Origin of the sequence: Microbacterium sp. (assembly GCF_044340635.1) — a bacterium.
Classification (GTDB): Bacteria; Actinomycetota; Actinomycetes; order Actinomycetales; family Microbacteriaceae; genus Microbacterium.
This window is the reverse complement of record NZ_JBIITF010000006.1, coordinates 82369-96052: the sequence shown is the minus strand read 5'-3', so window position 1 is coordinate 96052 and position 13684 is coordinate 82369. Positions and strand designations below refer to the sequence as shown.

General features: G+C 69.1%; 11 protein-coding genes. 8 read left to right on the top strand and 3 right to left on the bottom strand.

All coding sequences use genetic code 11. The annotated features are described in order from the left end of the window. The first annotated feature begins 8 nt into the window (after positions 1-8). Both ACIQ0W_RS07480 and ACIQ0W_RS07475 read left to right on the top strand, forming a co-directional pair. The gene (locus tag ACIQ0W_RS07480) at positions 9-467 is read left to right on the top strand and encodes a hypothetical protein (protein WP_396642123.1); all 459 of its coding nucleotides are present in this window, start codon (positions 9-11) and stop codon (positions 465-467) included. Then, positions 464-1459: a bifunctional riboflavin kinase/FAD synthetase gene (locus tag ACIQ0W_RS07475; protein WP_396642122.1), complete on the top strand. Its 996-nt coding sequence runs from the start codon at positions 464-466 to the stop codon at positions 1457-1459. Before ACIQ0W_RS07480 ends, ACIQ0W_RS07475 begins: the two co-directional genes overlap by 4 nt. A 28-nt stretch (positions 1460-1487) precedes the next feature. On the opposite strand, the gene deoC is transcribed toward ACIQ0W_RS07475, so the two are convergent. Then, complete coding sequence (gene deoC / locus ACIQ0W_RS07470) at positions 1488-2207, bottom strand: deoxyribose-phosphate aldolase (protein WP_396642121.1); 720 nt, start codon at positions 2205-2207, stop codon at positions 1488-1490. A gap of 127 nt (positions 2208-2334) precedes the next feature. On the opposite strand from deoC, the gene ACIQ0W_RS07465 reads away from it, so the two are divergent. The 6 genes from ACIQ0W_RS07465 to ACIQ0W_RS07440 all read left to right on the top strand — a co-directional run bounded on the left by ACIQ0W_RS07465 (position 2335) and on the right by ACIQ0W_RS07440 (position 10181). Next, a complete protein-coding gene (locus ACIQ0W_RS07465; protein ID WP_396642120.1) occupies positions 2335-3225 on the top strand; it encodes a glycerophosphodiester phosphodiesterase in 891 nt (296 codons plus the stop codon). 94 nt (positions 3226-3319) lie between these two features. After that, on the top strand, positions 3320-3532 hold the full coding sequence (locus ACIQ0W_RS07460) for a heavy-metal-associated domain-containing protein (RefSeq protein WP_396642119.1): 213 nt from the start codon (positions 3320-3322) through the stop codon (positions 3530-3532). Continuing rightward, positions 3529-5874, top strand: a complete 2346-nt coding sequence (locus tag ACIQ0W_RS07455; RefSeq protein WP_396642118.1) for a heavy metal translocating P-type ATPase — start codon at positions 3529-3531, stop codon at positions 5872-5874. The genes ACIQ0W_RS07460 and ACIQ0W_RS07455 overlap by 4 nt, the downstream gene beginning before the upstream one ends. Before the next feature lie 75 nt (positions 5875-5949). Further along, a complete protein-coding gene (locus ACIQ0W_RS07450; protein ID WP_396642117.1) occupies positions 5950-6597 on the top strand; it encodes a hypothetical protein in 648 nt (215 codons plus the stop codon). 231 nt (positions 6598-6828) lie between these two features. Beyond that, positions 6829-8994, top strand: a complete 2166-nt coding sequence (locus ACIQ0W_RS07445; RefSeq protein WP_396642116.1) for a DEAD/DEAH box helicase — start codon at positions 6829-6831, stop codon at positions 8992-8994. A gap of 158 nt (positions 8995-9152) precedes the next feature. Further along, positions 9153-10181 carry an ATP-dependent 6-phosphofructokinase gene (locus ACIQ0W_RS07440; protein ID WP_396642115.1) on the top strand — a complete coding sequence of 343 codons (1029 nt, stop codon included), beginning with the start codon at positions 9153-9155 and terminating at the stop codon, positions 10179-10181. 94 nt (positions 10182-10275) lie between these two features. On the opposite strand, the gene ACIQ0W_RS07435 is transcribed toward ACIQ0W_RS07440, so the two are convergent. Further along, positions 10276-11133 (bottom strand): DUF559 domain-containing protein, encoded by an 858-nt coding sequence (locus tag ACIQ0W_RS07435; RefSeq protein ID WP_396642114.1) that lies wholly within the window; start codon positions 11131-11133, stop codon positions 10276-10278. Positions 11134-11355: 222 nt separating this feature from the next. After that, a complete protein-coding gene (locus ACIQ0W_RS07430) occupies positions 11356-13494 on the bottom strand; it encodes a S9 family peptidase (RefSeq protein WP_396642113.1) in 2139 nt (712 codons plus the stop codon). Between the last annotated feature and the right edge of the window lie 190 nt (positions 13495-13684).

Genomic DNA, 13684 nt, shown 5'->3' with positions numbered 1-13684 from the left:
GACGGGTTATGAGTTCTCCTGCGCGCCGACGGATGACCGGCATCGGACGTGTGCTGGTCGCGGTGTACGCGATCATGGCGCTCGCGGCCCTCGGGCGCTCGTTCGTGCAGATCGCTCAGCGCTTCGACGAGGCGCCGGTGGCGTATTCGTTGTCGGCCTTGGCGGCCGCCGTCTACCTGCTGGCGACGCTCGCACTCGTGTTCGCCGGCTCGCGCACCTGGTACATCGTGGCGTGGGTTGCGATCACTTTCGAGCTGCTCGGCGTCCTGGTCGTCGGCACCCTGAGCCTCGTGTTTCCCGACGTTTTCCAGCACCACACCGTCTGGTCGGTTTTCGGTTACGGGTACCTGTTCATTCCTTTGGTGCTGCCGTTCGTGGGCTTGTGGTGGCTGAGGACGCACCCGCCTGTTTCGGGCGCCGATGACTCGCGCGCCGAGACATCCGCCGTTGCCGGGGCGCTGAAGTGATCCTCTTCCGTTCCCCGGACGAGGTGCCCGATGACTTCGGGCCGACCGTTGTCGCCATCGGCAAGTTCGATGGCGTTCATGCCGGTCATCGGGCGGTTCTGCAGAAGATGCTCGTGGACGCGGCGGGTCTGGGTGCACGGTCGGCCGTCGTCACGTTCGACCGACACCCCCTCGCCCTGCTGAATCCTACCAAGCTGCCGCCCGCGCTCGTCGCCCCGCATCAGAAGGCTGCTCTGCTCGCGTCGACCGGGATCGATGCCACGCTCATGCTCGAGTTCAACGAGAAGCTCGCCTCGGAGGAACCCGAGGACTTCGTCCGCCGCGTGCTGGTGGATTCGCTGCACGCGCGCTCCGTCCTCATCGGAGAAGACTTCCGGTTCGGCCGTGATGGAGCCGGCACACCCGCGCTTCTGCGCGAACTGGGGGAGCGGTACGGGTTCACTGTCGACGAACTGCCGGATGTGCGCAGCGCGCCGAGCGGTCGCCGGGTGTCGTCCACCTGGATTCGCGAGCTGCTCGCCAGTGGCGATGTCGCGACGGCGGCTCAGCTGCTCGGCCGCCCACCCGCTGTCTGGGGAGAGGTCGTGCACGGTGCGAAGCGCGGGCGCGAGCTCGGCTACCCCACCGCCAACCTCGAGGCCGCCACCCAGGGGCTTGTGCCCCGCGATGGCGTGTACGCAGGATGGCTGATCGACGGCGTCGCGGCGAGCCAGCCGGGCACCCGCGTGCGTTATCCCGCGGCCATTTCGGTCGGCGACAACCCGACCTTCGACGATGTCCACCGCCGGCAGGTCGAGGCTTATGTTCTCGACGAGACCGATCTCGACCTTTACGGGCACGTCGTCGAGGTGCAGTTCGTGGCGCGCCTTCGGGGGATGTCCGCCTTCGCCGGAGTCGAAGCGCTCAAGGACCAGATGGCGGACGACGTGGAGCGTTCCCGCGAGATTCTCCTCGCGGCTCCGTCTGCGTCAGACGCGCAACGCCCGGGCTGACGCCCGCTGAGAGGATCGGCGGCGGGCGTCAGTACGACGACTCGTCGACAGTGGCGCTCGTCTCGCTCCCGCTCAGGCGGGCGCGCAGCTCACCGAGGATCGTCGCGCTCGCGCTGGTGCCCAGCCGTGTCGCTCCGGCGTCGAGCATCTCGAGGGCCGTGTCGAGGCCACGAACCCCGCCGGATGCCTTGACCTGGACATCCGGGCCGACGCTTGCGCGCATGAGCTCGACGTGGGGGACGGTCGCACCGCCGCCGGCGAATCCTGTCGATGTCTTGACGAAGTCGGCGCCGCCGGCCTCGGTCAGGCGGCTTCCCCGGGCGATCTGCTCATCGTCGAGCAGCGAGGTCTCGAGGATGACCTTGGTGATCAGGCCGCCTGCGGCCTCGACCACGGCGGCGATGTCTGCGGTGACCTCGTCATCGAGGCCTGAGCGCAGCCATCCGATGTTCACGACCATGTCGACCTCGGTCGCGCCGTCGGCGATCGCCTGGCGGGTCTCGGCGACCTTTGCGGTGGTCGACGTGGTGCCGTGCGGGAACCCGATCACGGTCCCGACCGCGACGCCGGTACCTTCGAGCCGTGCGACGGCGTACGGGATGTCGGACGGGCGCACGCAGACGCTGAATACACGCCAGAGAGCCGCCGTTTCGAGCTCGGCGTCGACGTCGGCCCGCGTGAAGTCGGGCTTGAGGATCGCGTGGTCAAGGGTGGCCGCCAGCGCGGCCTCGGTGATGTCGAGGGGCATGCTTTCCAGGGTACGCGCCGCCGCCGCCGGATGCCTTCGTGGTTGTTCGCTGTAACGAAACGATAACGGTGGGGTCTACAGTGGGCACACGCGTCAACGACGACGCGATTGTCTCGAAGGATCGACGATGCCCGAAACCGTCGCCGACGGGCGCGCTGCAACTCGCGGCGCCGGCCCGCTGATCGTTGTCGCCGTGCTCGCTGTCATGAGTCTCTCGGTCGCCTTCCTGGGCGCATCGCCCGTGCCCGTCTCGGCGCGGGAGCTGATGGGCGCAACCCGCGACCCCGGTCAGCCCGCGTTCGTGGCGAGCCATCGCGGCGCCGCCGACAGTGCGCCCGAGAACACCCTGCCGGCGATTATGGCTGCGATCGCGGCGGGGTTCGACTACGTCGAGGTCGATGTCGCGCTCACCGCCGACGGTGCGGCCGTGCTCATGCACGACGCCACGGTCGATCGGACGACGAACGGGTCGGGTCGGATCGCAGGTCTCCCTCTGGCCTACGTTCGATCTTTGGACGCAGGCGGATGGTTCGACGCGGCGTTCGTGGGAACCCCGGTGCCGCTGGTCGAAGAATTCCTCGACGTGCTCGCCGCCTCCGAGGCCCGCGCGCTGATCGAGCTGAAGGGGGAGTGGACCTCCGTCGGGGTGGCGCACCTCGTCGCCGCGATCGAGGAGCGCGGCCTCGGTCGGAGGGTCGCCGCAGCGAGCTTCGACGCCCGCACTCTCGCGTTGGTGGCAACGGAGTCCGAGATCATTTCGCGCCTCGCCATCCTGCGCACGCTTCCGGACGACGTCGTGCAGGCTGCGCGGGCACTCGGTGTGCGAGGCGTGGTGGCGAAGGGCAACGCCGTGATCGCACGCCCCGAGATCGTCGACGAGCTGCACGCCGCCGGTCTCCGCGTCGTGGTCTACACGTTCAATGAGGATCGCGAGTGGCGCGACGCCATCGATCTCGGCGTAGACGGGATCGTCACGGATCGGCCCGAGATGCTCGCCACGTGGTTGGCCTCCTCCTGATCGACATGGTTTCGAACCTTCGGGAATACCCCAGGGGGGTACTCTGGTTGAGGAACAGAGCACCGTCGATGATGGCGGGCGAGGAGGCATCCGCATGACGATTCGCACCTACCGGGTTGAAGGTATGACCTGCGCGCATTGCGCTCGCTCGGTCGAACAAGAGGTTTCGGAGCTCGCGGGCGTCGAGGCCGCGACGGTCGATCTGTCTACGGCGACCGTCGCCGTCGACTCAGTCGACGAGATCCCCGAACAGCACCTGTCGGCCGCCGTGATCGAGGCGGGATACGCGCTCGCGGGGCGAGCATGACCTCCGCCCTTCCTACCCCGTACCGCGAGGCGACCCTCGACATCGAGGGCATGACGTGCGCGAGCTGTGTTGCGCGCGTCGAAAAGCGCCTCGAAAAGGTCGATGGAGTGTCGGCATCCGTGAATCTGGCGACCGAGTCGGCGCGTGTGCAGCTGTCGGCGGATGTCGATGACGCGCGGCTCGTGGCGGCGGTCGCCGAAGCCGGGTACACCGCGCGCGTTCGGCCGGTTCCCCACGCGAGCTCGGTGGAGGCGCACGCCAATGACGAACGCGGCACGGGTGACGGGCACGGTCCGCACGATTCGGATGCGCATGAGGGACACCAGCACGAGGTGGAAGACGTACCGGGCCGCACTCGGCTCGCGACCCGTCTGATCGTCAGCGCGGCGCTCGCCCTCCCCGTCGTCGTCCTCGGAATGGTTCCGGCGTGGCAGTTCGCGGGTTGGCAGTGGGTGTCGCTCGTCCTCGCCACCCCGATCGTGTTCTGGGGAGGCTGGCCGTTCCACCGCGCCGCGTTCGCCGCCGCACGGCACGGCGCAGCCACGATGGACACCCTGATCACCCTCGGCACGATGGCCGCGTACCTGTGGAGCGTGTGGGCGCTGTTCTTCGGCAACGCGGGGGAGATGGGGCTACGGCACGACGTCGTGCTTTTCGGACCCGTCCATGACGCGACAGCGCTCGTCTACTTCGAGGTCGCCGCGGCGGTCACGGTGTTCCTCCTGCTCGGTCGCTACATCGAGCAACGCTCGCGGCGCCGGGCTGGAGCCGCACTGCGTTCGCTCATGGACCTCGGCGCGAAAGACGTCGAACTCGAGAGCGGTCGGCGGATCCCCGTGGACCGGCTGCGGGTCGACGACACGTTCGTCGTGCGTCCGGGCGAAACGATCGCGACGGACGGGATCGTCGTCGAGGGGCGAGCGGCCGTGGATGCCTCGATGTTGACGGGCGAGTCCGTTCCGATCGAGGTCGGCACGGGCGGCGAGGTCACCGGTGGCACCGTCGCCGTCGATGGGCGACTGCTGGTCCGCGCCGTCTCGGTGGGTGCGGACACCCGCCTCGCGCACATCGCACGCCTCGTGGAGGACGCGCAGGCAGGCAAGAGCCGGGTGCAGCGGCTGGCCGATCGGATCTCGGGCATCTTCGTGCCGATCGTGATCGTGCTGGCCATCCTGACGCTCATCACGTGGGTCGCGCTCGGCCAGCCGATCGCTGCGGGCTTCACCGCCGCCGTCGCGGTCTTGATCATCGCGTGCCCGTGCGCGCTCGGCCTGGCCACACCCGTCGCGATCCTCGTGGGCACGGGCCGCGGTGCGCAACTGGGGGTGCTCGTCACGGGTCCCGAGGCGATCGAGTCCGCGAACCGCATCGACACCGTGCTGATCGACAAGACCGGCACGCTCACGACGGGTGCCATGACGGTCCGCGAGGTCGTTGTGGCAGGGGACAGCGCCCGCGCCGATGTGCTGCGGGTTGCGTCCGCGCTCGAGGGTGGGTCGGAGCATCCGATAGCCCGTGCCATCGCGTCCTTCGGCGCGCCGGACAGAGCGTCATCGACCGTGTCGTCCGGCGCAGCCACCACCGCTGTCGCTATGGACGACTTCCGCAGTCACGCGGGCCGAGGAGTGACTGGCGTCGTCGACGGCGTGCGCGCCTTCGCGGGCAGTCCCGCCTTCGCCCTCGTGCAGGCGGGTGCGTTGCCCGCCGACCTCGACGATGCCCTCGACCGTGCGGACGGCAGTTCGGTCGTCGTGGTCGGTTGGGCGGACGCATCCGGTGCGCTCGCCGCTCGCGCCGTCTTCGCGGTCGGCGACGACGTGCGTGAGGGTGCATCGCGGGCCGTGGCGAGCCTGCGCGAGCAGGGGATCGACGTCGTGCTGCTCACGGGCGATGGCCGGGGCGCGGCGCGCGCGGTCGCGGCCCGGGTCGGTATCGACGAGGTCGTGGCCGGGGTGTTGCCCGAAGGGAAGCTGGCCGAGGTGGAGCGTCGCCGGGCGGCCGGGCGCCGAGTGGCGATGGTCGGCGATGGCGTGAACGATGCCGCCGCTCTCGCCGCGGCAGATCTCGGAATCGCGATGGGTGGCGGGACGGATGCCGCGATGCACGCGAGCGACATCACCCTCGTCCGCAACGACCCCGAGTCGATCGTCACGGCGCTCCGGCTGTCTCGCCGCACCATGCGGACGATCCGGGGCAACCTCTTCTGGGCGTTCGGGTACAACGTCGCGGCGATCCCGCTCGCGGCGCTGGGCTTGCTCAACCCGATGATCGCAGGCCTGGCGATGGCGTTCTCGAGCGTCTTCGTCGTCCTGAACAGCCTGCGGCTGCGTTCGGCGCGCTGACGCGCGGCATCCGGTCCGTCCGGCGTTCTTCGCGGCGGTACATTGGGAAAACGTCACCTGCGCCGAGAGGATGCCATGCTCCCCGACCCTTACGTGTCGTTGCTTCGTCGCGGTGCGCTGGCCCTGATGGTCATGAGCACGGTGGTCATGAGTGCGGTCGCGTTCGCCGGCTGCACGGCGGCCCCGCAGCCGACGCCGACGAGCACGGGTGACCCGACCCCCGAGATCACGACCCTCGGTGAGACGCCGGATGCGTCGGAGACGCCCAGCCCGGAGCCCGTGGCCGACATCTCCATCCCGGCCAGCTGTGAGGACATCTACTCGGCCGAGATGCTGTCGCTGCTGCAGGCGGGGAATCCGCCCCTGAACGACCCCGGCGTCACGATGGAATCCACGGAAGTCCCCGAGGCGTTCGAGGTCCTGGCATCCGGCGCCCAAACCCTTCGCTGCTCATGGGGGTTGCCCTCGTCGTACGGACTCGCGACGAACGTCACCATCGTCGATCCCGACCAGGCGTCGACCGTGCGTGACGCACTCGAATCGGCCGGGTTCGCCTGCGGTGACCTCGCCGAGGGCACGGTATGCCGGACCCAGCAGACCGAGGAAGAGAATGCGTTCGGCGAGAGCCACTACCTCCAGGCGAATGGATGGGTGTCCACGCGTTGGATCAACTTCGGGCCGCAGGGCTACACGGAGGATGTCGTCACGACGCTGTGGGAGTGACGTGCGGCGCGCCTGAGGTGGCGCACGCACGAGCACGGGCCCGGATGCCGTAGAATACGGGGGAGGAACGGCGCTGTGGCGTTCGCGTCGAGGCATCCGCTTCGTGCTTCGTCCCCGCTTTTCTCGCCCGTGTCTGTCACGGCCCACCAGCCGCCCACGGGGATTCATCAGCTCGCCAGCCTCGCGCTGGAGATCACACCGGAGCATCCGGTGCACACGCTCAGGAGGAGCATGCCGAGCACGGCACAGCCACAGCTGCACAGGCGCCGCAAGCAGTCGTCCGCACGTCGTGACGATGACGCGCCTTTGATCCCGATCCTCGCGCGCAAGGTGCGCGAGGTCGAGGCGAAGGCGCAGCGCGGCAAGCTGGGACCGACCAACCGCGTCAAGTTCCAGGTCATCGCCTTCTTGGTGCGCGAGGAACGCGCCCGCGTCAAGACCGACACGACGGTTCCGGATGCCGTGCGCTCCGAGTCGCTCAAGCGCCTCGACGGCGTCGCGACGATCCTGGCGAAGACCGCCGCGCGCGATACCTCGCTCATCCAACTGCTCGAGGTCGACCAGGCGACGTCGCCGGTCGCCCGCCGGATGCGCCGTGACTGGCTGCTCGAGTCCGGTGCCGAGCTCGCCCCCGACGAACTGATCATCACGGATGCAGCACCCGTGCTCGCTCCGGTCGTGCCGCCCGCGCTCGCCGAGAAGCAGGTCGTGCCGCCCGCGATCGAGGCCCGTCAGCTCGCAAACCCCTTCCTCGCGCCCGACCTCGACCGTCCCGTGCGGCGCGAGAACCCGCGCCGCCGCCTCGACGGCTGGGAGCTGATGGGTCCGCTGTACAAGGCGTTCGAAACGGGAGCCGGGGGCGGTGCTGCCTCGATGGAGTTGCCCCCCGTCCCCGAGTTCGATCGGCTCTCGCCGAAGGGCCGCGAGATCATGGCGCACCAGTCGCGCTTCCTCGAGTCGGTCCGCGACGGTCACCGCACCTTCCTGCTCGCGGATGAGCCGGGGCTCGGCAAGACGGCGCAGTCGCTCCTCGCGGCATCCGTCGCCGGGGCCTACCCGCTGCTCGCGGTCGTGCCGAACGTCGTCAAGATGAACTGGGCGCGCGAGGTCGAGCGGTGGACGCCGCATCGCCGCGCTACGGTCATCCAGGGCGATGGCGCAACGCTCGACGCCTTCGCGGACATCTTCATCGTCAACTACGAGATCCTCGACCGTCACCTCGCGTGGCTCAGCTCGATCGGGCTGCGGGGAATGGTCGTCGACGAGGCGCACTTCATCAAGAACCTCTCGTCGCAGCGTTCGCAGAACGTGCTGACGTTGGCGGGACGCATCCGCGAGATGACTCCCGGCGGCAACCCGCTGCTCATGGCGCTGACCGGAACGCCCCTGATCAACGACGTCGAGGACTTCGACGCGATCTGGCGCTTCCTGGGCTGGACCAACGGCGAAAAGCCCGGTCCGGAGCTGATGGAGAAGCTCGATTCGACCGGCATGACCCCGGCCGACAAAGCGTTCTATCCCGAGGCGCGCGAGGCTGTCATCTCGATGGGCATCGTCCGTCGCAAGAAGAAGGATGTCGCAGCCGACCTGCCCGACAAGCTCGTCGCCGATCTGCCCGTCGAGCTCGACGACGAATTCGGGCGCTCGATCCGGGACGCGGAGCGCGAGCTCGGACAGCGCCTCGCCGATCGTTACCGTCGCATCGTCACGGCCCGCGGTGATCGCGGCATGGGCAGTTCGCTCGGGGACGACATCGACGCCGACATCGTGCGCCTCGTCGCCCAGAACGAGCTCGACGAGTCGAAGGCCGCAGGTTCCGGGTCCGAAAACGTCTTCACGATGGTCCGCAAGATCGGTCAGGCGAAGGCGCACCTCGCGGCCGACTACGCTGTGCAGCTGCAGCGCGCCGTCGGCAAGGTCGTGTTCTTCGCCAAGCACATCGACGTCATGGACGCCGCCGAGGCGCACTTCGCGTCTGCGGGGCTCAAGACGATCTCGATCCGTGGCGACCAGACCACCGCGAACCGCCAGGACGGCATCGACGCGTTCAACAACGACCCCAGCGTGGGCATCGCGGTGTGTTCGCTCACCGCGGCCGGTGTGGGGCTGAACCTGCAGGCCGCGTCGAACGTCGTGCTCGCCGAACTCAGTTGGACCGCGGCCGAGCAGACGCAGGCGATCGACCGCGTGCACCGTATCGGTCAGGACGAGCCCGTCACGGCCTGGCGCATCATCGCGGCGCACACCATCGACACGAAGATCGCCGAGCTCATCGACTCGAAACAGGGCTTGTCCCTGCGGGCGCTCGACGGCGAAGCGGTCGACCCGGCGTCGAGCGATTCCGTGCAGCTCAGCGCGCTCATGCACCTCACCCGCAGGGCGCTCGGCGGCGAGTAACCGGCATTCGCGACCGGATGCGCGGGGCCCGGAGCCCCGCCATTCGGGCGTGCGGCTGTGCTCGTGTGACAGGGCTCGTGTAGCAGGGCGCCGCATCCGGCGATAGTGTGACGGGGGCAGCGTCGCCGGATCCCCCTCCCGAAACGCAAGGATCAGACATGAAGATCGGCATCCTCACCAGCGGCGGCGACTGCCCCGGACTGAACGCGGTCATCCGCGGCGTCGTGCTCAAGGGCACGACCGCGTACGACCTCGAGTTCGTCGGGATCCGTGACGGCTGGCGTGGCGTGGTCGACGGGGACTTCTTCCCCCTGACCCGCCACGATGTGAAGGGCCTGTCGAAGGTCGGCGGCACGATCCTCGGCACCTCGCGCACCAACCCGTATGAGGGTCCTCGCGGAGGCGCCGAGAACATTGCGAAGACCATGTATGGGCACCGCCTCGACGGCATCATCGCCATCGGCGGCGAAGGCACGCTTGCCGCGGCAGACCGCCTCTCGAAGGACGGCATCAACGTCATCGGTGTGCCGAAGACGATCGACAACGACCTGCGCGCGACGGACTACTCGTTCGGTTTCGACACCGCCGTCAACATCGCCTCCGAGGCGATGGACCGGCTACGGACGACGGGTGATTCGCACCAACGGTGCATGGTCGCCGAGGTCATGGGTCGGCACGTCGGGTGGATCGCGCTGCACGCGGGTATCGCGGCTGGAGCCCACGCCATCCTGATTCCCGAAGTTCCGATGACGATGGACGATATCTGCGACCTCGTCTCCAAGGCCCACGACCGGGGCCGCGCGCCGCTGGTCGTCGTGTCGGAGGGATTCAAGCTCAAGGACATGGACGAGGCCTTCAGCGACAAGGGTCTCGACGCGTTCAACCGCCCGCGCCTGGGCGGCATCAGCGAGGTGCTCGCGCCCGAGATCGAGCGCATCACGGGTATCGAGACCCGCGCGACAGTCCTGGGACACATCCAGCGCGGCGGTTCGCCCTCGGGCTTCGACCGGGTGCTCGCAACCCGGCTCGGCCTGCACGCCGCCGATGCCGTGATGGAGGGCGCGTGGGGGCAGATGGTGTCGCTGAAGGGCACCGACATCGTGCGTGTGCCCTTCGCGGACGCGCTCGGCGAGCTCAACACGGTGCCGCTGTACCGCTACGAAGAGGCCGCCGCGCTATTCGGCTGAGCCGCCCGAGCTGCCGAGAACAGGACAGTCGCCGAGAACAGGACGATCGGCACTGGATCGTCCTGTTCTCGGCGGATCTCCTGTGTAGGGAGGATCAGCCGCGGCCGCGGCGCGCGAGCTGCAGACCCTGTGCGATCGCCGTCAGCACCGTCTCGATCACATACTGCGGGTCGAAGAAGATCTGCTGGTAGTCGAAGCGCAAGACCGTATATCCGCGCAGCGTGAGACGCGCATCGGCGCGGATGTCGCGACGTCGGTCGCGCGCCGAGCTATGGTGCGCGAATCCATCGAGTTGGATCGCGAGGAAGTCACCGATCAGCGCGTCGAGGGGATGACCGTCGATCCACACCTGTTGGCGAACTGTCAGCCCGACAGATGCCATGAGTTCGCGGAAGACGGTCTCGATTCCGGAGTCGGAGAGCGCTGTCGCGGCCCGCGCCATGTCGGCCGCCGCCGTGCTGCGCCACTCCACCCGCGTCAGGGTGGCCGAGTCCACCACCTTCCTGTTCAGCGCCGATTCCCACACCGCGAGGGCATCCATGCGCGGCGCGCAGCGCGCGACGTGGAACAGGACGTTGAAGAGCGGATCCACGACAGCTCCCCGCAAAACGGGCACCGGGCCATTCGCGTAGTGCAGACGCATCCCGGTGCTCTCCAATCGTGACGCGGTGGCCGAGACGGCGACGTGGATGGCCGCATGCGAAGGGGTCCACAGGCCGCGTTCCGCTGCGGCGCTCAGGCAGGTGAGGCGACCGCTGACGGATGCCGCTGCCCGCTGCGCCGGGGATGCGCTCTGCCCGACGAGCCACGAGCGCCGCACACGCTCGACGGAACCCCGCGCGACGGCGACCTGCAGGTCGTATTTCGAGAAGCCCGCGGATCGTGCCGTCGAGGCGTGCGCCACGCCGCCGTGATCCCGGAGCCACGTTGCGAGTGCTGCGGAGGCGTTCATGAATCCACCGTGCCGCCGCTCGGCCGTTGCGGCCGTCGCGCCTCCCGCTTCTGTGGACGAATGTCCGCAGCGGGATCGGGGGAGGTGAGGCGCGAGCCATCCCCGTCGCCGTAGACAGGAGATCCGCCGGGAACAGGACGGATGGTGCCGATCCACCCTGTTCTCGGCGGATCTCCTGTTGCCGGAGGCGGAGGCGGAGGCGGAGGCGTCAGGCGTCAGGCGTCAGGCGTCGGCGACGCCCAGCACGTCGAGCAGCCACGCGAGCTCGAACGCCCGCTCGCGCCAGGCGTTGTAGCGGCCCGAGACGCCACCGTGCCCGGCGACCATCTCGCACTTCAGCAGCGCGTCGGCCCCGACCTCGCGCAGCCGCGCGACCCACTTGGCGGGCTCGACGTACATGACCCGGGTGTCGTTGAGCGAGGTGACCGCGAGGATGCGCGGGTACGAGACATCCGTCCGCACGTTCTCGTACGGCGAGTACGACTTCATGTAGGCGTAGACGTCCGGGTCGTGGAGCGGATCGCCCCACTCGTCCCACTCGATGACGGTCAACGGCAGCGAGGGGTCGAGGATCGTCGTGAGCGCGTCGACGAAGGGAACGTCCGCGAGGATGCCCGCGAAGAGCTCCGGTGCGAGGTTCGCGACGGCACCCATGAGCAGCCCACCGGCCGACCCGCCCTCGGCGACGAGGCGGTCGGGCGACGTGTAGCCGGCGTCGATCAGGTGCAGGGCGCAGTCGACGAAGTCGGTGAAGGTGTTGCGCTTCTGCGCGAGCTTGCCGTCCTCGTACCACTGCCGGCCCATCTCGCCGCCGCCGCGCACATGCGCGACCGCGAACACGACGCCGCGGTCGAGCTCCGACAGGCGCGCGACCGAGAAGCGCGGCTCGATCGAGTGCTCGTACGAGCCGTAGCCGTACAGGTGCAGCGGGCGGGGTGCGACCCCCGCGTCGCCGAACGAGCGCTTCCAAACGAGCGACATCGGGACCTGCGTGCCGTCCTGCGTGGTCGCCCACACACGCGCCTGCTCGTAATCGGATGCCTCGTAGCCGCCCAGCACCGGCTGGCGCTTGCGCAGCAGCAGCGCGCGGTCGGCCAGGCGGTAGTCGTAGACCGTGTTGGGCGTGACGAACGAGTCGTAGCCGAGCCGCAGCATCGGCGGCGCCCACTCGCGGTTGCCGCCGAAGCCCGCCGCGTACAGGGGTTCGTCGAACGCGAGCTCGTCGACACCGCCGGTCGCGTAGTCGAGCAGCCCGATGCGGGCGAGGCCCTCGCGGCGGTACTCGATCGTCGCGAAGTCGCGGAAGCAGTCGACATCGAGCAGACGGATGCCGGGGGTGTGCGCCCGCACGACGGTGCGCTCGCCGTCGGGGTCCGCGGCCGGAACCCGGACGAGTTCGAAGTCCAGAGCATCGTCGTTGTGCAGGATGTACAGCTGATCCTCGCCGTCGATGATGGCGTGGTCGACCGAATACTCCACGCCCTCGCGGCGCGGCCAGACGACCCGCGGCGGCGCACTCAGGTCGTCGGCGGGCACGAGCCAGACCTCGGAGGTGATGGAGGACCCGAGCCCGATCACGAGGTACTTCTCGCTGCGGGTGAAGCCGCCGCCGAGCCAGTAGCGCTCGTCGGGCTCGTGGAAGAGCTTCACGTCATCCGCGAGAGGGGTGCCGACGACGTGTCGCCAGAGGGTGTCGGGGCGCCACGCGTCGTCGACCGTTGAGTAGATGATCGACGTACCGTCGGGGGAGAACTCCGCGCCCGAGGAGGTGTCGGGGATCTCGTCGCCGAGCTCGACGCCGGTCGCGAGATCGCGCACACGGATCGTGTAGCGCTCGTCGCCCGCCACGTCGACGCCGAAGAGCATCAGGCGTCCGTCATCCGACACGTCGAACGATCCGAGCGAGAAGAACTCCGTCCCCTCGGCCTCGACGTTGGCGTCGAGCAGCACCTGCTCACCGGGCACCGGCTCGCCGGGGGTCAGCTCGGGCGGGGTCCAGTCATCCGGCGCCGCCAGGGGAGCGCGGCACTGCACGCCGTACTGCTTGCCCTCGATCGTGCGGCCGTAGTACCACCAGGCGCCGCGGCGCGACGGCACAGACAGGTCGGTCTCGAGCGTCCGGTCCTTGATCTCTCCGAAGATCCTCTCGCGCAGGCCCGCGAGGTGCGCCGTGCGCTCGGCCGTATACGCGTTCTCGGCCTCGAGGTGCGCGATGACCCCGGCGTCGTCCTTCGCCCGCATCCATTCGTACGGATCGTCCACGGTGTCGCCGTGGAACGTGCGGCTGTGCGCCACGCGCGCGGCGGCGGGAGCGGATGTCTGGGGTCGGGCGTTCTCGGTCGGCGAGGCGTCGTGGGTCACGGATCCACGTTAGCCGAGGCATCCGTGGCGGGCTCCGGCGCGCTGAGCGGGTCGCTTCGACAGGCTCAGCGACCGTGCAGGCTTAGCGACCGTGCAGCTCGCCGACCGTGGGTCGGCGGTCCCTGAGCTTGTCGAAGGGTCCGTCGGTCGTGTGATCGGGCTGAGGCGGGTCGCTTCGACGGGCTCAGCG

Bases quoted from the DNA above. Each gene is read 5' to 3' on its own strand.
- ACIQ0W_RS07480 (WP_396642123.1), top strand. From the start codon at position 9: ATGAGTTCTCCTGCGCGCCGACGGATGACCGGCATCGGACGTGTGCTG.
- deoC (WP_396642121.1), bottom strand. From the start codon at position 2,207: ATGCCCCTCGACATCACCGAGGCCGCGCTGGCGGCCACCCTTGACCAC.
- ACIQ0W_RS07465 (WP_396642120.1), top strand. From the start codon at position 2,335: ATGCCCGAAACCGTCGCCGACGGGCGCGCTGCAACTCGCGGCGCCGGC.
- ACIQ0W_RS07460 (WP_396642119.1), top strand. From the start codon at position 3,320: ATGACGATTCGCACCTACCGGGTTGAAGGTATGACCTGCGCGCATTGC.
- ACIQ0W_RS07455 (WP_396642118.1), top strand. From the start codon at position 3,529: ATGACCTCCGCCCTTCCTACCCCGTACCGCGAGGCGACCCTCGACATC.
- ACIQ0W_RS07450 (WP_396642117.1), top strand. From the start codon at position 5,950: ATGCTCCCCGACCCTTACGTGTCGTTGCTTCGTCGCGGTGCGCTGGCC.
- ACIQ0W_RS07445 (WP_396642116.1), top strand. From the start codon at position 6,829: ATGCCGAGCACGGCACAGCCACAGCTGCACAGGCGCCGCAAGCAGTCG.
- ACIQ0W_RS07440 (WP_396642115.1), top strand. From the start codon at position 9,153: ATGAAGATCGGCATCCTCACCAGCGGCGGCGACTGCCCCGGACTGAAC.
- ACIQ0W_RS07435 (WP_396642114.1), bottom strand. From the start codon at position 11,133: ATGAACGCCTCCGCAGCACTCGCAACGTGGCTCCGGGATCACGGCGGC.